General features: G+C 66.0%; 20 protein-coding genes. 15 read left to right on the top strand and 5 right to left on the bottom strand.

Annotated elements, in window-relative coordinates; all coding sequences use genetic code 11:
• Positions 1 to 34: 34 nt before the first annotated feature.
• Positions 35 to 304, top strand: a complete 270-nt coding sequence (rpsO, locus tag CBI38_RS17740) for a 30S ribosomal protein S15 (RefSeq protein WP_109330815.1) — start codon at positions 35 to 37, stop codon at positions 302 to 304.
• A gap of 313 nt (positions 305 to 617) precedes the next feature.
• Entirely contained in the window at positions 618 to 2,891 is a 2,274-nt protein-coding gene (locus tag CBI38_RS17730) for a polyribonucleotide nucleotidyltransferase (RefSeq protein ID WP_109330812.1), read from the top strand.
• Between the two features lie 72 nt (positions 2,892 to 2,963).
• Here the strand turns inward: CBI38_RS17730 and CBI38_RS17725 are convergent, their stop codons facing one another.
• Positions 2,964 to 3,377 (bottom strand): SRPBCC family protein, encoded by a 414-nt coding sequence (locus tag CBI38_RS17725; RefSeq protein WP_230989877.1) that lies wholly within the window; start codon positions 3,375 to 3,377, stop codon positions 2,964 to 2,966.
• A gap of 136 nt (positions 3,378 to 3,513) precedes the next feature.
• Between CBI38_RS17725 and CBI38_RS17720 the strand changes: the two genes are divergently transcribed.
• The 7 genes from CBI38_RS17720 (at position 3,514) to CBI38_RS17690 (ending at position 9,954) form a co-directional block, all read left to right on the top strand.
• Positions 3,514 to 4,215: a HemK2/MTQ2 family protein methyltransferase gene (locus CBI38_RS17720; RefSeq protein ID WP_109330810.1), complete on the top strand. Its 702-nt coding sequence runs from the start codon at positions 3,514 to 3,516 to the stop codon at positions 4,213 to 4,215.
• 92 nt (positions 4,216 to 4,307) lie between these two features.
• The gene (locus CBI38_RS17715; RefSeq protein WP_109330808.1) at positions 4,308 to 5,654 is read left to right on the top strand and encodes a M16 family metallopeptidase; all 1,347 of its coding nucleotides are present in this window, start codon (positions 4,308 to 4,310) and stop codon (positions 5,652 to 5,654) included.
• 32 nt (positions 5,655 to 5,686) lie between these two features.
• The gene (locus CBI38_RS17710; RefSeq protein ID WP_109330806.1) at positions 5,687 to 6,793 is read left to right on the top strand and encodes an alcohol dehydrogenase catalytic domain-containing protein; all 1,107 of its coding nucleotides are present in this window, start codon (positions 5,687 to 5,689) and stop codon (positions 6,791 to 6,793) included.
• Between the two features lie 135 nt (positions 6,794 to 6,928).
• Positions 6,929 to 7,687: a 4-hydroxy-tetrahydrodipicolinate reductase gene (dapB, locus tag CBI38_RS17705; RefSeq protein ID WP_109330804.1), complete on the top strand. Its 759-nt coding sequence runs from the start codon at positions 6,929 to 6,931 to the stop codon at positions 7,685 to 7,687.
• A complete protein-coding gene (locus CBI38_RS17700; protein ID WP_109330802.1) occupies positions 7,684 to 8,166 on the top strand; it encodes a hypothetical protein in 483 nt (160 codons plus the stop codon). Before dapB ends, CBI38_RS17700 begins: the two co-directional genes overlap by 4 nt.
• A 28-nt stretch (positions 8,167 to 8,194) precedes the next feature.
• The gene (locus CBI38_RS17695) at positions 8,195 to 8,653 is read left to right on the top strand and encodes a flavodoxin family protein (RefSeq protein ID WP_109330801.1); all 459 of its coding nucleotides are present in this window, start codon (positions 8,195 to 8,197) and stop codon (positions 8,651 to 8,653) included.
• A 68-nt stretch (positions 8,654 to 8,721) separates the two neighbouring features.
• A complete protein-coding gene (locus CBI38_RS17690; RefSeq protein WP_109330799.1) occupies positions 8,722 to 9,954 on the top strand; it encodes a winged helix-turn-helix domain-containing protein in 1,233 nt (410 codons plus the stop codon).
• A gap of 3 nt (positions 9,955 to 9,957) precedes the next feature.
• Here the strand turns inward: CBI38_RS17690 and CBI38_RS17685 are convergent, their stop codons facing one another.
• Complete coding sequence (locus CBI38_RS17685) at positions 9,958 to 10,392, bottom strand: SRPBCC family protein (protein WP_109330797.1); 435 nt, start codon at positions 10,390 to 10,392, stop codon at positions 9,958 to 9,960.
• A 103-nt stretch (positions 10,393 to 10,495) separates the two neighbouring features.
• Entirely contained in the window at positions 10,496 to 10,975 is a 480-nt protein-coding gene (locus tag CBI38_RS17680) for a toxin-antitoxin system HicB family antitoxin (protein WP_109330795.1), read from the bottom strand.
• Positions 10,976 to 11,140: 165 nt separating this feature from the next.
• Between CBI38_RS17680 and thyX the strand changes: the two genes are divergently transcribed.
• From thyX to CBI38_RS17650, 6 genes are all read left to right on the top strand, one after another.
• The gene (gene thyX, locus CBI38_RS17675; RefSeq protein ID WP_109330793.1) at positions 11,141 to 11,893 is read left to right on the top strand and encodes an FAD-dependent thymidylate synthase; all 753 of its coding nucleotides are present in this window, start codon (positions 11,141 to 11,143) and stop codon (positions 11,891 to 11,893) included.
• Positions 11,894 to 11,936: 43 nt separating this feature from the next.
• Positions 11,937 to 12,845: a 4-hydroxy-tetrahydrodipicolinate synthase gene (gene dapA, locus CBI38_RS17670; protein WP_109330791.1), complete on the top strand. Its 909-nt coding sequence runs from the start codon at positions 11,937 to 11,939 to the stop codon at positions 12,843 to 12,845.
• On the top strand, positions 12,842 to 14,830 hold the full coding sequence (locus CBI38_RS17665; RefSeq protein WP_109330789.1) for a ribonuclease J: 1,989 nt from the start codon (positions 12,842 to 12,844) through the stop codon (positions 14,828 to 14,830). The genes dapA and CBI38_RS17665 overlap by 4 nt, the downstream gene beginning before the upstream one ends.
• 25 nt (positions 14,831 to 14,855) lie before the next feature.
• On the top strand, positions 14,856 to 15,479 hold the full coding sequence (locus CBI38_RS17660; protein WP_109330787.1) for a TIGR03085 family metal-binding protein: 624 nt from the start codon (positions 14,856 to 14,858) through the stop codon (positions 15,477 to 15,479).
• A gap of 78 nt (positions 15,480 to 15,557) precedes the next feature.
• On the top strand, positions 15,558 to 18,191 hold the full coding sequence (locus tag CBI38_RS17655) for a DNA translocase FtsK (RefSeq protein ID WP_109330785.1): 2,634 nt from the start codon (positions 15,558 to 15,560) through the stop codon (positions 18,189 to 18,191).
• 207 nt (positions 18,192 to 18,398) lie between these two features.
• Positions 18,399 to 19,382 (top strand): TerC family protein, encoded by a 984-nt coding sequence (locus CBI38_RS17650; protein WP_109330783.1) that lies wholly within the window; start codon positions 18,399 to 18,401, stop codon positions 19,380 to 19,382.
• A gap of 41 nt (positions 19,383 to 19,423) precedes the next feature.
• Here CBI38_RS17650 and CBI38_RS17645 read toward each other — a convergent pair whose 3' ends face one another.
• Positions 19,424 to 19,708, bottom strand: coding sequence for a YciI family protein (locus CBI38_RS17645; RefSeq protein WP_109330781.1), 285 nt, complete (start codon positions 19,706 to 19,708; stop codon positions 19,424 to 19,426).
• A 71-nt stretch (positions 19,709 to 19,779) separates the two neighbouring features.
• The gene (locus CBI38_RS17640; protein WP_109330779.1) at positions 19,780 to 20,304 is read right to left on the bottom strand and encodes an amino-acid N-acetyltransferase; all 525 of its coding nucleotides are present in this window, start codon (positions 20,302 to 20,304) and stop codon (positions 19,780 to 19,782) included.
• Positions 20,305 to 20,391 lie beyond the last annotated feature (87 nt).

Raw genomic sequence — 20,391 nt, 5'->3', positions numbered from 1 at the left:
TTTCACGCGAACGTCATTACCAGGAGTGAAAACAGTGGCATTGACCACCGAACAGAAAAAGCAGGTTCTGGGCGAGTACGGCCTGCACGAGACCGACACCGGTTCGCCGGAGGCGCAGGTGGCCATGCTCACCAAGCGCATCGTCGATCTCACCGAACACCTCAAGACGCACAAGCACGACCACCACTCCCGCCGCGGCCTGTTGCTGCTGGTCGGACGCCGTCGTCGTCTGCTCAAGTATGTCCAGAAGGTCGACATCGAGCGTTACCGCTCGCTGATCGAGCGTCTCGGCCTGCGTCGCTGAGTTTCGTGGCACGGCGATCATTCGATCGCCAATCACTCCGGTAGCCGGCGTGGCCTTGCTTAGACTGGGCTTCGCTGGCTATCGGCGTTCGCTGCCGTAGGGCAGCACTACCGTATGCACCCGAGAATGTGGTGTCGGTCTTCGGTAGTGGTCGTCCGGACACGGTCCGGGGGACTTCGATCGACGGCCGCCTCCGCACAGCGACATCCCGAGATCTCGAGAGGGGGATGTCCCTCAGGTGCGCAGTTCTCGCCAGGAGGGTGAGAACGCCCGCGCGGGTACGGCGAAGACGAGAGGGAAGTGAAAAGAAGAGATGACAGAGAACTCCGCAGTAGAGATCGATGAGGGCGTGTTCGAATCCACCGCCGTGATCGACAACGGGTCCTTCGGCACCCGCACCATTCGATTCGAGACCGGCCGCCTCGCTCAGCAGGCCGCCGGCGCCGTCGTCGCCTATCTCGACGACGAGACCATGTTGCTGTCGGCCACCAGCGCCAGCAAGCACCCCAAAGAGCACTTCGACTTCTTCCCCCTGACGGTGGACGTCGAGGAGCGGATGTACGCGGCCGGTCGCATTCCCGGCTCGTTCTTCCGCCGTGAGGGCCGGCCCTCCACGGACGCCATCCTCACCTGCCGCCTGATCGACCGTCCGCTGCGCCCGTCGTTCGTCGACGGCCTGCGTAACGAGATCCAGGTCGTCGTCACGGTGATGAGCCTCAACCCGCAGGACCTCTACGACGTGGTCGCCATCAACGCGGCGTCGGCGTCCACCCAGATCGCCGGCCTGCCGTTCTCCGGTCCTGTCGGTGGTGTGCGTGTCGCGCTCATCACCTCGGCTGAGAACAAGGCCGGCCAGTGGGTGGCATTCCCGACGGTCGAGCAGCTCGAGAACGCAGTCTTCGACATGGTCGTTGCCGGCCGCATCGTCTCCGGTTCCGGTGACGACGCCGATGTCGCGATCATGATGGTCGAGGCGGAGGCCACCGACAACGTGATCTCCCTGATCGCGGACGGCGCTCAGGCACCGACCGAGGCGATCGTGGCCGAGGGCCTCGAGGCGGCCAAGCCGTTCATCGCGCGGCTGTGCACCGCTCAGCAGCAGCTCGCGGCGAAGGCGTCGAAGCCCACCGGCGAGTTCCCCGTCTTCCCGGCCTACCAGGACGACGTGTTCGCCGCGGTCGAAGAGGCCGCCGCCGAAAAGCTGAGTGCCGCACTCACCATTGCCGGCAAGCAGGAGCGCGACGACAAGACCGACGAGGTCAAGGTCGAGGTGCTCGAGCAGGTCGCACCCAAGTTCGAGGGACGCGAGAAGGAACTCGGCGCAGCGTTCCGTTCGCTGACCAAGAAGCTGGTACGTCAGCGCATCCTGCGCGACCAGTTCCGCATCGACGGTCGTGGCATCACGGACATCCGTTCGCTCTCCGCCGAGGTCGCCCTCGTGCCGCGGGCACACGGTTCCGCGCTGTTCGAGCGTGGCGAAACCCAGATCCTGGGCGTCACCACCCTCGACATGGTGAAGATGGCGCAGCAGGTCGACAGCCTCGGTCCCGAGACCACCAAGCGGTACATGCACCACTACAACTTCCCGCCGTACTCCACCGGAGAGACCGGTCGTGTCGGTTCGCCGAAGCGCCGCGAGATCGGACACGGTGCGCTGGCCGAGCGGGCACTCATGCCTGTACTGCCGAGCGTCGAGGAGTTCCCCTACGCCATCCGCCAGGTGTCGGAGGCTCTCAGCTCCAACGGTTCCACCTCGATGGGTTCGGTGTGTGCGTCGACGCTCGCGCTGCTCAACGCCGGTGTGCCGCTGAAGGCTCCGGTTGCCGGTATCGCCATGGGTCTGGTGTCCGACCAGGTCGACGGGGAGACCCGCTACGTGGCCCTCACCGACATCCTCGGTGCCGAAGACGCTTTCGGTGACATGGACTTCAAGGTCGCGGGCACCAAGGACTTCGTGACGGCCCTCCAGCTCGACACGAAGCTCGACGGCATCCCGTCGAAGGTCCTCGCCGGCGCGTTGTCGCAGGCCAAGGATGCGCGTGCGACGATCCTCGACGTCATGGCCGAGGCCATCGACACTCCGGACGAAATGAGCCCGTTCGCTCCGCGCGTGACGGCCATCAAGGTGCCCGTCGACAAGATCGGCGAGGTCATCGGCCCCAAGGGCAAGATGATCAACTCGATCACCGAGCAGACCGGCGCCAACATCTCCATCGAAGATGACGGCACCGTGTTCGTCGGTGCGACGGACGGCCCGTCCGCGCAGGCCGCGATCGACATGATCAACGCCATCGCCAACCCGCAGCTGCCGAAGGTCGGCGAGCGCTTCCTGGGCACGGTCGTCAAGACCACCGCCTTCGGTGCGTTCGTGTCGCTCCTCCCCGGCCGCGACGGGCTGGTGCACATCTCGAAGCTGGGCTCCGGCAAGCGCATTGCCAAGGTCGAGGACGTCGTGAGCGTCGGCTCCAAGTTGAGGGTCGAGATCGCCGACATCGACAACCGCGGCAAGATCTCGCTGATCCCGGTCGAGGAGGACGGCGCTGCGCCGGCCACCGAGCAGGACGAAGAGCAGGCAGCCGAGAAGTAGGTCTCTCTCGGCTCCTGCCGAGCGGCCCCGCACGTTACTCGTGCGGGGCCGCTCGCGTATTCGGGACCACTGTCAGGTGGCGGGTGCCGCGCCGGCGACGCGGGCGAGTCGCCGAACGAGAAGGGCGATGATCGGCCCGTAGGTGGCGGCCAGCACCGGCTCCACCGGCCCGGGCGCCGACAGCGTCATCGTGATTCGCGAGCCGGAACCGAGGGGTTCGACGGAGTGCTCGAGGTCCATGGGACCCACCCGCCAGGTCCAGGACCGTCCGGGCGTCTTGGCGGAGATGACCACCGGAACCGGAATCAACCACAGCACCCGTGCTGCCCCGCAGCGCCCGCGCCGCACCTCCGGAGATCCCAGAGCCCAGGCACCGCGAATGTGCGGAGCCCACTCTGGCCACCGTGACGGCCGTGACAGCAGGGACCATATCGCGTCGGCCGGCGCGCGAGAATCGGCGGAATAGGAACGGGGCACCCCCGTCATATACCCGATTCGCGACGTCTTCAGCCGGCTCGGACGGGATCCGACGTGAACACCGGATGAAATGCGGCCAGTCGAGTTGCATGTAACTGTGGGTCCCTCCCACTCTGGTCATCAACGGCGTGGGAGGGAGCCGGTCATGTTGTTTCGCCTGCCCGGGGTTTATCGGCCTCAGCGGGACACCTGGTTGCTCGCCGAGGTACTTGCCGGACGAGAGCTCGGGCCGGGAACGCGTGTGCTCGATTTATGCTGCGGCACCGGCGCATTGAGTGTGGCCGCCTGTGAAGGTGGCGCGGGATGGGTCACCGCCGTCGACGTGTCTCGCCGCGCCGTGATCAGCACTTGGCTCAATTCCAAGCTGAATCGCCGGACCGTGCGGGTGGTCCGGGGCGATCTCGTCGACCCGGTGCGGACGCTGCGCTTCGATGTGGTGGTGGCGAATCCGCCGTACTCGCCGGCGTCGGACGACTCTGTTCGCGGTCGCGGTCGCGGGCGCGTTCTCGGGCTGGCCTGGGATGCGGGAATCGACGGGCGCGCCGTCCTCGACCGCCTCTGCGTCGCGGTCCCGGATCTCCTTGCTCCGGGCGGCACTCTTCTCCTCGTCCAGTCTGTTCTGAACGGTGTGGAGAAGTCGCGAACCATGCTCGAGGAGCGGGGGCTGCGGGTCGAGGTCGTGGCCTCGGAACAAGTTCCGTTCGGCCCAGCACTCGCCGGCCGCGCGCGGATGCTGGAAGAGCGGGGAATGATTCTCCCTGGGCAGCGAACCGAGCGGATCGTCGTACTGGCCGCCACGGATGTGGGGTCGAGAGCCGGTTTACGCCCAGGTAGCTTCGACGAGTGATCCCGCCGGAGGCGGAAACGGGTCGGTCGGTGTCTCCGTGTAAAGTTTGCCGTTCGACGTCGCCCAGTTTTCGAGGACCGCTGAACCACTACATGGCCAAGATCGATCGCCGCCGCGTCGCGGCCCCCACTGCAGCGTCGACCCTGCGTGAACCGGATCCCGGTGTCGAGCGCACTGTGCTTCCCGGCGGTCTCCGGGTTGTCACCGAATACGTCCCCGGCGTGCGATCAGCATCCGTCGGTGTGTGGGTCGGTGTGGGATCCCGTGATGAGCAACCCACGGTAGCGGGAGCCGCGCACTTCCTCGAGCATTTGCTTTTCAAGGCCACTCCGTCACGCAGTGCCCTCGACATCGCCCAGGTGATGGACGGTGTGGGAGGCGAACTCAATGCCTTCACCTCGAAGGAACACACCTGCTTCTACGCGCACGTGCTGGATGAGGATCTGCCCCTGGCAGTCGACCTGGTAAGCGATGTGGTGCTTCGAGGCCGCTGCCGTTCCTCGGATGTCGACGTGGAGCGCCAGGTGGTCCTCGAGGAAATCGCGATGCGTGACGACGATCCCGAAGACTTGCTCGGCGATGCCTTCCTGACGGCCCTGTACGGCGACCACCCCGTCGGCCGTCCCGTGATCGGCAGTGTCGAGTCGATCGAATCGATGACTCGCACCCAGCTGCATTCGTTCCACGTTCGCCGGTACACGCCGCCGCGGATGGTGGTGGCGGCGGCCGGGAACGTCGACCACGAGCACACGGTGGAGATGGTGCGCCGGGCGTTCGCCGGTCATCTCGAGGAAGCGGCCGAGCCCGCGCCTCGCCGCGCCGGTGCGTTGCGGCTGCGCACAACGCCGACGCTGAGCCTCACCAACCGCGACAGCGAACAGGTCCATCTCTCCCTCGGCGTTCGGGCGTTCGGCAGGCACGAGTCGCATCGGTGGGCACTGTCGGTGCTCAATGCCGCCGTCGGGGGCGGGCTCAGTTCCCGTCTCTTCCAAGAGGTGCGCGAAATCCGTGGGCTCGCGTATTCCGTGTACTCCGGCGTCGATACGTTCGCCGACACCGGTGCGTTCTCGGTCTATGCGGGCTGCCAGCCCGAGAACCTCGGCGAGGTCGCCACGGTCATCCGAGAGGTGCTGTCCACCGTCGCCGCCGACGGGATCACAGACGCCGAAACTGCCCGCGCGAAGGGGTCTCTGCGCGGGGGTCTGGTCCTCGGCCTGGAGGATTCGGGATCGCGGATGCACCGCATCGGCAAGAGCGAACTGAACTACGGCAACCATCGCAGCATCGCCGAAACCTTGGCGAAGATCGATGCGGTTACCACCGACGAGGTTCGCGACGTGGCGAGGGTGCTGTTGCAGCGCCCCTTCGGCGCCGCCGTCGTAGGGCCGTATCGGCGCAAACGTGACCTGCCCGCGTCGGTGCGCGGCATCGTCCGGTAACGAGCTACCCCCGACCACAGGAGGCGTGCGAGATGAAGATTCGTGGAGCAGTGCTCGAAGAGATCGGCCGAACACGACCCTTCGCGGAGTCCGCGCCCATCTCTATCGCCGAACTCGAACTGGACGAGCCGGGTCCGGGTGAAATTCTGGTCCGGATCGAGGCTGCGGGACTGTGCCATTCGGACTTGTCCGTCGTCGACGGCAATCGGGTCCGGCCGGTTCCGATGTTGCTCGGTCATGAGGCAGCCGGGCGTGTCGAGCAACTCGGCGCGGGCGTGGACGACCTCAGCGTCGGACGACGGGTCGTGATGACGTTCCTACCGCGCTGTGGCCAGTGCGAGGGCTGCGCGACCGACGGCCAGATGCCGTGCGTGCCGGGTACGAAAGCCAACAACGACGGAACCCTGCTCGACGGCGGCTCGCGTCTGCATCGGGGCGACGAGTCGGTGCACCACCACCTCGGAGTGTCCGGTTTCGCCACGCATGCGGTGGTCAACCGCCGTTCTGTCGTTCCTGTCGGTGACGACGTGCCCGCCGATGTGGCCGCGGTACTCGGATGCGCTGTTCTCACCGGAGGCGGCGCCGTTCTCAATGCCGGCAATCCGCGCCCCGGTCAGGCCGTCATGGTGGTCGGCCTCGGTGGGGTCGGAATGGCAGCGATTCTCACCGCGGTCTCGCGGGGTGCGGGCGAGGTCATCGGGGTCGACTCGGTGCCGGAAAAGCTCCAGGCCGCACTCGAACTGGGTGCGTCGGCGGTATACACGCCTGCCGAACTGGTCCAGGCCGGCATACGGGCGCCCATCGTGATCGAGGCCGCCGGCAATGCGCGAGCCTTCGAATCGGCCGTGTCCGCCACCGCCCCCGGCGGAAAAACCATCACCGTCGGTCTGCCGTCCCCACAGGCGCGCTCGTCGATTTCGCCGTTGGCCCTGGTGGCCGAGGCCCGCACAATCATCGGCAGCTACCTCGGATCGGCTGTTCCCGCTCGGGACATCCCCGTCTACGAGGATCTGTGGCGTTCGGGAAAGCTGCCCGTGGAGAAGCTGATTTCGTCCCGCATCTCACTCGACCAGATCAACCACGGCATGGACCAACTCGCCGAGGGCCGCGCGATCCGCCAGATCATCGTCTTCGATTGATCGCACCCGGCTACGGGTGTGGAAGCTACGGGTGAGGAGAGGAAGATCTCCCGGTCGGCCCCTGCACTTCGTCCGTCGCCCGGTGGTTGCGTAGGCTTTCGGGCGAATCGATGTGACTGGACGGAGCGTGGAGAAGTGAGCGCAGCAGCACCCATCAGGGTCGGAGTTCTCGGAGCCAAGGGCAAGGTCGGCCGAGCGATCTGCGAGGCGGTGGAGCAGGCGTCGGACCTCGAGCTCGTGGCGGAGGTCGATCACGGCGACCGGTTGGAGTCGTTCACCGAGTCCGGAACCCAGGTTGTCGTCGACTTCACGCACCCCGATGTGGTGATGGACAACCTGAACTTCCTCGTTGCCAATGGCATTCACGCAGTGGTGGGGACCACGGGCTTCGATGACACCCGCCTCGACACGGTGCGGTCGTGGCTGGCCGATCAGCCGTCGGTGGGGGTCCTCATCGCTCCCAACTTTGCAATCGGAGCCGTTCTGTCGATGCGGTTCGCCGAGGCCGCCGCGCGCTTCTTCGACTCCGTCGAGGTCATCGAACTGCATCACCCCAACAAGGCGGACGCACCGTCCGGCACCGCCTACCGGACCGCGGCGCTCATCTCCGAGGCGCGCCGCAAGGCGGGCCTCGGCCCCAGTCCGGACGCCACCACCACCGAACTCGACGGTGCCCGCGGCGCCGACGTGGACGGTGTCCGGGTGCACTCCGTCCGGCTCGCCGGGCTCGTCGCGCATCAGGAGGTCATCCTGGGAACACAGGGGGAGACGCTGACCATCCGGCACGACTCGATCGACCGCAATTCCTTCGCTCCCGGCGTACTCCTCGGGGTGCGGCAGATCGCGTCCCGCCCCGGCCTCACCGTGGGTATCGACCCGCTTCTCGACCTGTGAAGAGTAACGAGTCGACCAAGACGGTCGTCACGATCGCATTGCTCGTCGCCGCGCTCGTGTTCTACTTCGTGTTGCTCGGTCAGCGCGGGATCGCCCTGATCCAGGACGGCGGGGCCGCCGCGGTCGGGCTCGGCATCGGCGTTCTCATCCTTCCGTTCCTCGGTGCGTGGATCGTCTACGCGACACTCCGGGCCGGCCTGCAACATCAGCAACTCGCCCGTCGCATCGGCGACGAGGGTCTCGAACTGGACGTCACGAATCTGCCGAAGCGTCCGTCCGGACGAATAGACCGCGACGCTGCCGACGCCCTCTTCGAGCAGGTCAAGGCGGAATGGGAGGCGGACCCCGACAACTGGCGGAGCTCGTACCGGCTCGCCCGCGCCTACGACTACGCCGGCGACCGCGGCCGCGCCCGGGAGACGATGAAGCGAGCCGTGGAACTCGAACGTCTCGAACGTGAGAGCGGGGCGGGACAGTAGTGCCGGAACCGGTCGTACGCTGACGACTGTGCCATCACTCCTCGTCGTCCACCACACCCCGTCGCCGGTCACGCGCGAGTGCCTCGAAGCGGTGCTGAAGGGTGCCCGGGACCCCGACATCGAGGGCGTCGAGGTGCGGTCGATACCCGCGCTCGGCGCCACCGTGCCCGACGTCCTCGCCGCCGACGGCTTCCTGTTCGGGACGTCCGCCAACTTCGGTTACATGTCGGGAGCGCTCAAGCACTTCTTCGACACCGTGTACTACCCCTGTCTCGACGCGGTCGCGGGCCGCCCCTACGGTCTGTGGGTACACGGCAACAACGACACCGCCGGCGCGGTCACGTCGGTACAGAAGATCGTGACCGGCCTCGCACTCACGCAGGCCGCCGAAGCGCTCGAACTCACCGGTGCGGTCGACGCGGCCGCACGTGAGCGCTGTTACGAACTCGGTGCGACGGTGGCAGTGGTTCTCGCCGAGGGCATCTGACGCCCGCTGGGCCGTTTCAATCCGCGATCCTGCCTCATACTGTCGGTACCTGGTGACAGGATGCGGTCATGCGTGAGATGACCGCCGCCGCGGCCAGGAAGTCGGCACTGTGGGCGCAGGGATTTGCCGATGCCAGGCCGACGGGTATCCCTACCCGACGGCATATCCGCTCGGTTCTCGACCGGATCCGGTTGTTCCAGATCGATTCGGTGTCGGTGGCGGCTCGGGCCCACTACGTTCCGCTGTTCAGCAGAATCGGCGTGTACGACCGGGGAATGCTCGACTCGGCGGCGTGGTCGCACCGTGCCCGCACGCCGCGCATGCTCGCGGAGTATTGGGCGCACGAGGCGGCATTCATCCCGGTCGAGGACTGGCCGTTGTTCCGGTGGCGTATGCACCGCTACCGGCATGGCAGGTGGGCAGGCGAGGCCCGGATACTCGACCGCAATCCCACCCTCGCCGCCGATGTGCTCGACGTGATCCGGGCGGCGGGACCCAGCAGCGCCCGCGACGTGGAGAAGCACCTCGAGGTCGACCGGCCCGATCGCAAAGGGCCGTGGTGGGATCGCAGCGACACCAAGGTCGTATGCGAGCAGTTGTTCGCCGCCGGGGCCCTCGCGGTCGACAAACGAGTCGCGTTCACCCGTCACTACGATCTCACCGACCGAGTGCTGCCCGAAAGCATTCTCGCGCAGGAGTATTTGGAGGAGGAGTCGATTCGGCGACTCGTCGGCCGGTCCGCACGGGCACTGGGAGTAGCGACGGAGTCGGACCTGCGCGACTACTACCGGCTGTCGCCGGCGCAGATCAAGCCCGCAGTCGAGGACCTCGTCGAGGACGGTGTGCTCCACACCGTCACCGTGCGAGGCTGGGACGTTCCGGCGTACATGCATCGCGACGTCCGGACGCCGCGGCGGGTAGAGGGCGCTGCGTTGTTGTGTCCGTTCGATCCGCTTGTATTTTTCCGACCGCGGACGGAGCGGATGTTCGACTTCCGGTATCGCCTCGAGATCTACACTCCCGCGCACAAGCGGGTGCACGGATACTACGTCTTTCCGTTCCTACTCGACGGCGAGTTGGTAGCCCGAGTCGATGTGAAAGCCGACCGGGCGAGGGGAGCGCTCGAGGTGCGGTCGGCCTTCGTCGAAGCGGGAGCGCGTCCCGAGCGAGTGGTGGAGCCACTGCTGTCCGAGCTGTACCGGATGGCGGAGTGGCTCGAGTTGGGCGAAGTCACGGTAGACAAACGTGGAGATCTCGCCCCACTTCTCGCGGCCGCGGCGAAGCGACCACGAGAAGTGTGATCCCTACAGGCTTTCGACGAACTTGGTGAGACCCTTGCTAGCCGTCTCGAGTGCAGTTTTCTGCGCCTTCTTCACGAGGAAGCCGGGCAACGGGATCTTGGGATCGACCGTCAGCTCGAAAGTCACCTTGGTACCGGAGCCTGATTCGGTCAGAACATACGAACCGTCCTGCGCATTTTGCTGACCGCTCTCGACGAGGTGCCACGACACGGTGTCGTCACCCTCGAAGGTGTAGTCGACCACCTGCTCGTCGCTGATGCCGAGAATGGAGACGTTCATCCGAACACGGTGGGGGCGGCCGTCGTCGTGGGTGCTTTCGATGGTCACCGACTTGTGAGCAGACGACCACTCGGGCAGCCGATCCACCGCGGCGATCGCGGCCATCACCGTGGCCGGATCGGCCTTGATGTCGAACTCTTTGACGCCGGAAACGGCCATATTTTTCGCTCCTTCGAGCCCGTGGCGACTCTCACCGTGTGGCTGTTGCGACGTAATTAGAACACCGTCGGTGCCGGGACAGTGGAGGGAGTGCGGCGCCGCTTCAGAAATTGTTGCCGAGGTTCCGGCGCATATGGTCTTTGAGGGCGCCCTGCACTGCCTGGGACACCCACGAGTTCAGCGACACTCCGTTCTGTGACGCAGCCTCCTCTGCCTTCGACTTGATCTGATCCATCAGCCGCAGAGTGACGCGGCTGATGTCACCTGTGGCGTCATCGAAGGCGGCGCTGATGTCTTCGGCGGTGGTGGTGTTCTTGTCCTCGGCTCCTGCGGCGGTTGCGGTGGTGCGGGCAATGTCGACCCCGACCTCGGTACCTTCCAGTCGCACCTTCACGGTTTGGCTCTCGAGGGAAGTAGACACCTCACCAGCGAATTCGGTGAGTGCGGACAGCAGGAGGAGCCGGGTCGCCGGTTCGACGGCTGCCGCGAGCGCCGCCGCGGTGTCCCGGGTCCGGTCGTCGCCGAGGGCTGCGGCTGCCGTGAGGTCGTCGCGCAGCCGGGCGACGTAACTGTCGAGGTTCATGACGTCAGCATGACGTCATCTGTGACGTCGGTCAAGGGTGACGGTGGAGGGGTGGCAGCGACTGCCGCACGGGCGCCCCACCCGCACGGAGCCCGAATCACGGCGCAACTAGGGTTTATGCATCAGGAATGGATCCGTTTTCGGGTCCGGTAGGAGGATCAGGCAGTGCCGCAGACGGTGTCGCTCAGGGTGCAGCTCGTCGCGAAGACGGAGTTCTTTCCACCGGAGGACATCCCGTGGGAGACGGACGCCGACGGCGGGGAGGCGCTGGCCGAGTTCGCGGGGCGCGCCTGCTATCAGAGCTGGTCGAAGCCGAATCCCCGCACGGCGACCAACGCCGGGTATCTCCGCCACCTCCTGGAAGTCGGGCACGAATCCGTCCTGGAACACGGCAGCGTCACCTTTTACATCACCGGAATCTCCCGCTCGTGCACTCACGAGCTGATTCGGCACCGGCATTTCTCCTACTCGCAGTTGTCGCAGCGGTTCGTGCGGGAGAACGACTCCAACGTGGTCGTGCCGCCCGCGATCGCCGGTGATCCCGAACTCGAGGCGCTCTTCGCCACAGCGACGGACGCGAGCCGGGCGGCATACGGCGAGCTGCTCGAAGCACTCGAAGCCAAGCTTGCGGAGACCTCGAGCCTTCCCGTGCGGAACAAGGAGGCCCGCCAGGCCGCCCGCGCCGTACTGCCCAACGCGACCGAGACCCGGGTAGTGGTCACCGGCAACTACCGCGCGTGGCGTCACTTCGTGTCCATGCGGGCTACCGAGCACGCCGACGTCGAGATTCGGCGACTTGCTGTCGAATGCCTCAGGCAGTTGCAGAAGGCGGCACCTAATGTGTTCGGCGACTTCGAGATCGTCGACTGGGGAGACGGATCGGAAGTGGCGACGAGCACGTTTTCCGCCGACCTGTGAGTGGTGTGCGAAAGTACCTGGGCCACCGGGTAGCCTTCTGACCATGACCTACGGTGATTCCGCTTCTCACGTCGAGCGTCCGTTCGGCACCGTTTCCACTGCGATGGTGACGCCGTTCACCTCCGACGGAAAGCTGGACGTCGACGCGGGTGTCCGCCTCGCGGCGTACCTCGTCGACAATGGATGCGACGCTCTCGTGCTCGCCGGTACCACCGGTGAGTCGCCGACGACCACGGAGAACGAGAAGCTCGAGCTGCTCCGCGCCGTCATCGACGCCGTCGGCGACCGGGCGAAGATCATCGCAGGCGCAGGAAGTAACGACACTGCCCACAGTGTCGAGCTTGCGCGCGACGCCGCCCGCGCCGGGGCGCAGGGACTCCTCGTCGTCACCCCGTACTACTCGCGTCCGCCGCAGGCGGGTCTGTACGCCCACTTCACTGCCGTCGCAGATGCCACCGACCTTCCGGTGATGCTCTACGACATTCCGCCGCGCTCCGTCGTCCCCATCGAGACCGAGACGATCCGCCGCCTCGCCGAGCATCCGCGCATCGTGGCGGTCAAGGACGCGAAGGGCGACTTGAACGCCGGCGCCGAATTGATCGGAACCACCGACCTCCTCTTCTACTCGGGCGATGATCCGCTGAACCTGCCGTGGTTGGCGGTCGGCGCCACCGGTTTCGTCAGCGTGATCGGGCACCTCGTGCCGTCCCGGCTGCGTGAACTCCACACGGCATTCGCGGCCGGCGATATCGCCCGGGCGCGTGCCATCAACCTCAGCCTGATCCCGGTCATCCGATCCGTTGCGCGGTTGGGCGGCGTCAGTGCGTCAAAGGCAGGATTGCGATTGATAGGTCTCGACGTGGGCGAACCCAGGCTCCCTCAAGTGGCACCCACCCACGATCAGCTCGATCTCCTGGCCGCCGACCTTCACGCTGCGGGGGTACTCGCATGACCCGTCCCCCCCGTCGTCGCAGCGCAAGTCGCCAGGCTGGACCGCCGTCTCCCAGCCCGGCCGAGCAGCCCACAGCACCTCCCGTGTCCGAGCCGTCGGCGCCGGCGATGGAGCAACCGAAATCCGAACCCCCGCTCGCGGAGACCCCCACTGCGCCGAAGCAGGCGAAGTCCGCGCCGGTGAAGGCCGCATCCACCAAGACGGGCGCCACCGGCAAGTCGCCCTCGCGCCCTCGTCGCAGTGGCAACGGCAACAAGCGTCCGGACAACCGGGCGGCAACTCCCGATCCGACCGCGCGGCTCGGTGCACCGCCCAAGGCGCCCTTCAAGGGACTGCGCGTGGTCGCCCTCGGGGGCATCGGTGAAATCGGCCGGAACATGACGGTCTTCGAGCACCAGGGCAAACTGCTCATCGTCGACTGCGGCGTGCTGTTTCCCGAGGATCAGCAGCCTGGTGTCGATCTGATCCTGCCGGACTTCCGGCACATCGAGGATCGCATGGCCGATGTCGAGGCCGTCGTCCTCACCCACGGTCACGAGGATCACATCGGCGCGATCCCGTTCCTGCTCCGCCTGCGGCCGGATCTGCCGGTCATCGGCTCCCGGTTCACGCTCGCGCTCGTCGCAGCCAAATGCCGGGAACATCGTCAGCGACCCAACCTCGTCGAGGTGACGGAAGGCCAGCGCACGGCACACGGCCCGTTCGAGTGTGAGTACTTCGCGGTCAACCACTCCATCCCGGACGCGATCGCGGTCGCCATCAGGACGGACGCCGGAGTCGTGCTGCACACCGGTGACATCAAACTCGACCAGCTTCCGCTCGACGGCAGGCTCACCGACCTCGCCGGCTTCTCGCGTCTCGGCGACGAAGGCGTGGACCTGTTCCTGGTCGACTCGACCAACGCCGAGGTGCCGGGATTCGTCACACCGGAACGTGAGATCGGCGGCGTGCTCGACAACGTCATCGGTAAGGCGAAGCAACGTGTGATCGTGGCGTCGTTCGCCAGCCACGTCCACCGCATCCAGCAGGTCGTCGACGTGGCGCACCGCTACAACCGCCGGGTTGCGTTCGTGGGCCGGTCCATGGTCCGCAACATGCAGATCGCACAGGATCTCGGCTACCTGAGCGTGCCCGACGGTCTGGTGGTCGACATCGACACCGCGGCGAACCTGCCCGACGATCGCCTCGTTCTCATCTCCACCGGCTCGCAGGGTGAACCGCTGTCGGCGTTGTCGCGGATGGCGCGGGGTGAACACCGGCAGATCAATGTCCGGGCCAACGACCTGGTGGTCCTCGCCTCGTCATTGATTCCGGGTAACGAGAACTCTGTCTTCGCGGTGGTGAACGGTCTCGCCAAGCGCGGCGCCACCGTGGTCACGCAGCAGAGCGCCAAGGTGCACGTCTCCGGTCACGCGTCGGCGGGTGAACTGCTCTACCTGTACAACGCGGTCCGGCCCACCAACGCCATGCCGGTGCACGGCGAATGGCGGCACCTGCGCGCCAACGCCGCGCTGGCCAAGGCCACCGGCGTTCCGGAAGAACGCATCGTGCTCGCCGAGGACGGCGTAGTGGTCGACATGGTGGACGGTCTCGCCGAAATCGTCGGGCAGGTGCCGGTCGGACACGTCTACGTCGACGGACTGTCCGTCGGTGATGTCGGCGACTCCACGCTGTCGGATCGATTGGTTCTCGGGGAGGGCGGGTTCATTGCGATCAACGTGGTGATCGACGACCACACCGGCCGCGCCGTCAGCACCCCGGAGGTGTCCGGGCGCGGATTCTCCGACGACCCGACCGCCCTCAAGGATGCCGCCCAGCTGGTCGAGGCCGAACTCGCGCGCCTGGCCACGGAGGGCATCAACGACGCGCATCGGATTGCTCAGGCGATACGACGGGTAGTGGGTAAGTGGGTTGCGGACAAGTACCGTCGCCGGCCGATGATCGTGCCCACCGTGATCGCGGTGCCGTCGTTCGACGGCAAATAGTACCGCGGCAGGTAGATTCGTTCGGGTGACCTTCGCCCGAGATGAACGCCTTGCCCTGGTCGACTCGATGGCCGAGTTCGGCCCGGATGCGCCCACCCTCTGCGGGGACTGGACCAACCGGGATCTCGCGGCCCACCTCGTCGTCCGTGAACGGCGGCTCGACGCGGCCCCGGGAATCCTCGTCAGCCGTCTCGCCGGTTACACCGAGCGGGTCCAGAACGAGACGGCGACGCGCTCGTGGAGCCGGTTGCTCGACGAGGTCCGGACCGGTCCTCCGCGGTGGTCGCCGATGTACTGGGTCGACGCTCAGGTGAACCTGGGCGAGATGTTCGTCCACCACGAGGACGTGCGCCGTGCCCACGAAGGGTGGGAGCCGCGGATTCTCCCGACAGCGCGCCAGGACGCCCTGTGGGGTCTGGCACGCAAGGTGGGAAAGCTCGGCTATCGCCGCGCGCCTGTCACGGTGGTGCTCGAACGTCCATCGGGTGAGCAGGCGACGGTGCGCAACGCCGGGCCCCGACAGGTCGTTCTCCGAGGTGAACCGGCCGAATTGGCCCTGCATGCGTTCGGGAGAGACGCCGTGCGGATCGAAGCCGCGGGCGACGCCGAGGATGTCGCCGCGATCATGTCACTGGACCGTGGCTTCTGAGGCGCTCGGCACAGGTCGACGGCTGTTACGGGTGTTGCGGATGGTCCGGAAGGTGCCGCAGCGACTAATCTGAGAACCATGGCAGGTAAGGCGAGCGCCCGCGGTTCGAGCACGACGACGTCCACGGCAAGGACGGGCGTGCGGGGTGCCTCGTCTGCGTCCAAGCCGAAGTCGCGGACGACCCGCACTGTCAGCACTCCGCGTAAGGCCACCTCGCCGCGTGGTGGTGCCGCCCGCGGCGGTGGGAGAAAGCCGGCGGCGAAGAAGGCGTCCGGCGCGAGCCCGTTGAAGTCGGTGGGCCGCGGCATCGGCGCCGGATGGTCGCTGGTGGCCAAGGGTGTCGGGGCAACCACCCGCACCGTCGGCAAGGCTGCCGAGATCGAACAAGGACATCGGCGCGACGGAATTGCGCTCGGCCTGATCGCGATGAGTGTCGTCATCGCCGGAGGCATCTGGTTCTCCGCGGGCGGTCCTGTGGGGGAGTGGATCGAAACCGGTGTCCGGGCGGTATTCGGCGGCGCCTCGGCGGTGTTGCCCGTGATCGGCGTCGGCATTGCCGTTGTACTGATGCGAACGGAGCCGAAGCCGGAGATCCGGCCGCGACTGGTGCTCGGGTCGCTGTTGGTGGGGTTGCCCGCACTGGGTCTCTGGCACATCGCGAGTGGCGCCCCCACCGACGCCGACGGCCGGGCGCAGGGTGCGGGTTTCGTCGGCTATGCGGCGGGCGGCCCGTTGACGGACGGGCTGACCGTGTGGTTGTCCGCTCCTTTGCTGCTCATGGCGGCGCTCTTCGGCGTCCTGTTGGTCACCGGGACCACGGTGCGCGAAGTCCCCGGCAAGCTGCAGGCGTACTTCGGCACTTCCTTCGGCCGCGACCACTACGCCGACTACGACAGCGAGTACTACGAGGACGGCGAATACGACCCCACGCTGTTCGACGCCGACGGCTACCCGGTGGACGACTACGCGTCCGGACCGAAGGGCGCACCGGCCGACAACTATCCCACCGACGAATACACCGTGAGCGACACGGCGAAGACGGAAGTGCTTGGACTCTGGGAGGCCGAGACCGCGGCGGAGCCGGTGCCGCCGCCACCTGTTCCGACGCCGAAACCCGCTCGCCCCAAGACCAAGCCGGTGGTGACGCCGAAGCCGGAACCCGAACCGGAGCCGCCGCTGCCGGAGGTCGACAAGTTCGTGACCGATCGGGTTGTGGAGGGTGACTACACGCTGCCTCCGACGTCGCTGCTGATCGACGGTGACCCACCGAAGAAGCGCAGTTCGGCCAACGACGCGATGATCGAGGCGATCACCGAGGTCCTCGATCAGTTCAAGATCGACGCCGCGGTCACCGGGTTCACCCGGGGCCCCACCGTCACCCGGTACGAGGTGGAACTCGGTCCCGGCGTCAAGGTCGAGAAGATCACCGCTCTGGCCCGCAATATCGCGTATGCCGTCGCCACCGACAACGTGCGCCTGTTGGCGCCGATCCCCGGAAAGTCCGCCGTCGGTATCGAGGTGCCCAACTCAGACCGTGAGATGGTGCGCCTGGCAGACGTCCTCACCGCGCCCTCGACGCGGAAGGACCATCATCCGCTGGTGATCGGTCTCGGTAAGGACATCGAGGGCCACTTCGTCAGCGCGAACCTGGCCAAGATGCCGCATCTGCTCGTGGCAGGGTCGACCGGCTCCGGTAAGTCCAGCTTCGTCAACTCGATGCTGGTGTCGCTGCTCTCGCGCGCGACGCCCGACGAGGTTCGGATGATCCTCATCGACCCCAAGATGGTCGAACTGACGCCGTACGAGGGCATTCCGCACCTCATCACGCCCATCATCACCCAGCCCAAGAAGGCCGCTGCCGCGCTGGCCTGGCTGGTGGAAGAGATGGAACAGCGTTACCAGGACATGCAGGCCAATCGGGTGCGCCACATCGACGACTTCAACTCCAAGGTGAAGTCCGGGGAAATCACTGCCCCACTCGGAAGTGAACGGGTCTACCGTCCGTATCCGTACATTCTCGCCATCGTCGACGAGCTGGCGGACCTCATGATGACCGCACCGCGCGATGTCGAGGAAGCGATCGTGCGCATCACCCAGAAGGCGCGTGCAGCCGGCATCCACCTCGTGCTGGCCACGCAGCGGCCGTCGGTGGACGTCGTAACCGGGTTGATCAAGACCAATGTGCCCTCGCGGCTCGCCTTCGCGACGTCCTCGCTCACCGACTCCCGAGTCATCCTGGATCAGCCCGGTGCCGAGAAGTTGATCGGTATGGGCGACGGGTTGTTCCTCCCGATGGGTGCGGGCAAGCCGACCCGTCTTCAGGGCGCCTTCATCACCGACGAAGAGATCTCGGCGGTGGTCGATTTCAGTAAGAACCAGGCGGAGCCGGAGTACACCGAGGGTGTCACGGCGGCGAAGGTCGGGGAGAAGAAGGATGTCGACCCCGATATCGGCGACGATATGGACGTGCTGCTGCAGGCCGTCGAACTCGTCGTGTCCAGCCAGTTCGGTTCCACGTCGATGCTGCAGCGCAAACTGCGTGTCGGGTTCGCGAAGGCCGGCCGCTTGATGGACCTGATGGAGACTCGGGGTGTCGTCGGACCCAGCGAAGGCTCCAAGGCACGTGAGGTTCTGATCAAGCCCGATGAATTGGACGGCCTGTTGTGGTCGATCCGCGGTGGAGATCCGAACGAGGCCCCGTCCGACGAGTAGTGCGGACGCAGTGTCCGAAATGTGCGATTCCGGCGCGATGTGGTTGAATGGTCAGCGACTTGGAGGGGAGTATCCCCACCTCTGTGGCAGCATCGTCAGCACGATCGGCACCATTGCCGATCCGGGGCTGCCAGTCGGTCGGACCTCGGTCCGACTCGGCGGGAGAGACCTCCGGTACCCAACGAGGTCTACCGGAGGTCTGTCTACATGCATGTCTCGCCGCTGGTCTGGGTCATCACCTGTGTGGTGATTCTCGGACTGTTCGTCTTCGACTTCTTCGCCCACGTGCGCACCCCGCACGCCCCGAGCTTCCGGGAGTCGGCCTTCTGGTCGACGGTGTACATCGCCATCGCGATCCTGTTCGGATTGATCGTGATGTGGCTCTGGGGCAGCCAGTACGGCGGGGAATACTTCGCGGGTTACGTCACCGAGAAAGCGCTGTCGGTCGACAACCTCTTCGTCTTCGTGATCATCATGGCGACGTTCTCCGTGCCGCGGGAGTTCCAGCAGAAGGTACTTCTGATCGGTATCGTCATGGCGTTGGTGATGCGCGGCATCTTCATTGCCGTCGGCGCGGCGGCCATCAACACTTACAGCTGGGTGTTCTACCTGTTCGGCGCGTTCCTCATCTACACCGCGTACACGCTGGTCCGGGACCACGGGCACGAGAAAGAGGTCGAGGAGGAACGCGACAGCAAGATCGTCACCCTGGTGAAGAAGGTTCTTCCCACCACGGATTCCTACGACGGCGACAAGCTCGTCACCAGGATCAACGGCAAGCGCGTGGTCACACCGCTGCTTCTGGCACTCGTCGCCATCGGCTTCACCGACGTGCTGTTCGCCCTCGACTCGATTCCGGCGATCTACGGCCTCACTCAGGAGCCGTACCTGGTCTTCACCGCCAACGCGTTCGCGCTCATGGGACTGCGCCAGCTGTACTTCCTGATCGGTGGGCTGCTCGACCGGCTCGTGTACCTGTCCTATGGACTGTCGATCATTCTGGCGTTCATCGGTGTCAAGCTCGTGTTGCACGCGCTCCACGAGAACACGCTGGGCTTCGTCAACGGCGGGGAACACGTCGCGGTCCCCGAGATCTCGACGGGCATGTCCCTCGCCGTCATAGTCGGGGTGCTGGCCGTCACGACCGTGGCCAGCCTCCTCAAGACGCGGAACATGAGCTCCGTCACGTAGCGTTCACTCGCGGAACGCCGGTGGGGCCGGTACTCGGCGGGTCAGAGACTGAACTCGCCGAGTACCGGGATCCACTCCACGATCCGGGACGCCGTCACCAGGTTGTGGACGGCAAACGGGTCGTGGGTGAACAGCAACTCCACGGTCTCGGCGTCGGCGGCGTCGACGATGATGAAGGCACCACTGCCGTCGGCGAACGGACCCGAAGACAGTACGGTCTTGCGCTCGACGAGGTCACCGAGCCAGGCCCGGTGGGCGGCACGGTGTTCGTCGCGGCCGGCCGCGGTCTCGTCCGAATAGGTGTACTCCACTACGAACAGTGACATGTTTTCGCTCTCTGTAGATATGGAAAATTCACTCACGGCTGGGCCGATTTCGTCCCGGATGCCGGGATTCGTCAGAGTGTGAGGAGCATCCGGGTGTTCCCGAGGGTGTTGGGCTTGACATAGCTGAGGTCGAGGAACTCGGCGACACCGGTGTCGTACGAACGGCACATTTCGGCGTACACCTCCGCGGTGACGGGTGTGCCGTCGATCTCCACGAACCCGTGTTTGGCGAAGAAGTCGACCTCGAAGGTGAGCACGAAGAGTCGTTCGAGCTCGAGTTCGCGCGCGACCTCGATCAGTTTTGCGACCACCTGGTGGCCCGCGCCCCGGCCCTTCGCCTGCGGATCGACTGCGATGGTGCGCACCTCGCCCAGGTCGGCCCACAGGACGTGCATTGCGCCGCAACCGATTACAGCGTCGTCCCGCTCGGCGACCCAGAACTCCTGGATGGATTCGTACAGAGTGACGAGGTTCTTTTCGAGCAGAATCTTGCCGGCGTAGATGTCGATCAGACGCTTGATCTCGGGCACGTCGGAGGTTCGTGCTCGCCGCACGATCAGCTGATTGTCGGCGGTGTTCGGCGTCCGAGATGTCATGGCGTGAACATTAGCCAACAGCCCTACCGATATTCTTAGGCACGTGCCGGTACCGCGTCTGACTTCTCCCCGATCCCCAGGACATCC

Source organism: Rhodococcus oxybenzonivorans, from assembly GCF_003130705.1.
In the GTDB taxonomy this organism is placed as follows: Bacteria; Actinomycetota; Actinomycetes; order Mycobacteriales; family Mycobacteriaceae; genus Rhodococcus_F; species Rhodococcus_F oxybenzonivorans.
Note: the sequence above shows the minus strand (reverse complement) of the source record. Positions and strands in the feature narration are given on the sequence as shown.

Coding starts and splice junctions, on each gene's coding strand:
- CBI38_RS17690 (WP_109330799.1), top strand. CDS start 8,722: ATGCGTGAGATGACCGCCGCCGCGGCCAGGAAGTCGGCACTGTGGGCG.
- dapA (WP_109330791.1), top strand. CDS start 11,937: ATGACCTACGGTGATTCCGCTTCTCACGTCGAGCGTCCGTTCGGCACC.
- CBI38_RS17720 (WP_109330810.1), top strand. CDS start 3,514: ATGTTGTTTCGCCTGCCCGGGGTTTATCGGCCTCAGCGGGACACCTGG.
- CBI38_RS17640 (WP_109330779.1), bottom strand. CDS start 20,304: ATGACATCTCGGACGCCGAACACCGCCGACAATCAGCTGATCGTGCGG.
- CBI38_RS17655 (WP_109330785.1), top strand. CDS start 15,558: ATGGCAGGTAAGGCGAGCGCCCGCGGTTCGAGCACGACGACGTCCACG.
- CBI38_RS17725 (WP_230989877.1), bottom strand. CDS start 3,377: ATGACGGGGGTGCCCCGTTCCTATTCCGCCGATTCTCGCGCGCCGGCC.
- CBI38_RS17645 (WP_109330781.1), bottom strand. CDS start 19,708: ATGTCACTGTTCGTAGTGGAGTACACCTATTCGGACGAGACCGCGGCC.
- CBI38_RS17650 (WP_109330783.1), top strand. CDS start 18,399: ATGCATGTCTCGCCGCTGGTCTGGGTCATCACCTGTGTGGTGATTCTC.
- CBI38_RS17680 (WP_109330795.1), bottom strand. CDS start 10,975: ATGAACCTCGACAGTTACGTCGCCCGGCTGCGCGACGACCTCACGGCA.
- CBI38_RS17715 (WP_109330808.1), top strand. CDS start 4,308: ATGGCCAAGATCGATCGCCGCCGCGTCGCGGCCCCCACTGCAGCGTCG.
- CBI38_RS17665 (WP_109330789.1), top strand. CDS start 12,842: ATGACCCGTCCCCCCCGTCGTCGCAGCGCAAGTCGCCAGGCTGGACCG.
- CBI38_RS17685 (WP_109330797.1), bottom strand. CDS start 10,392: ATGGCCGTTTCCGGCGTCAAAGAGTTCGACATCAAGGCCGATCCGGCC.
- CBI38_RS17710 (WP_109330806.1), top strand. CDS start 5,687: ATGAAGATTCGTGGAGCAGTGCTCGAAGAGATCGGCCGAACACGACCC.
- CBI38_RS17730 (WP_109330812.1), top strand. CDS start 618: ATGACAGAGAACTCCGCAGTAGAGATCGATGAGGGCGTGTTCGAATCC.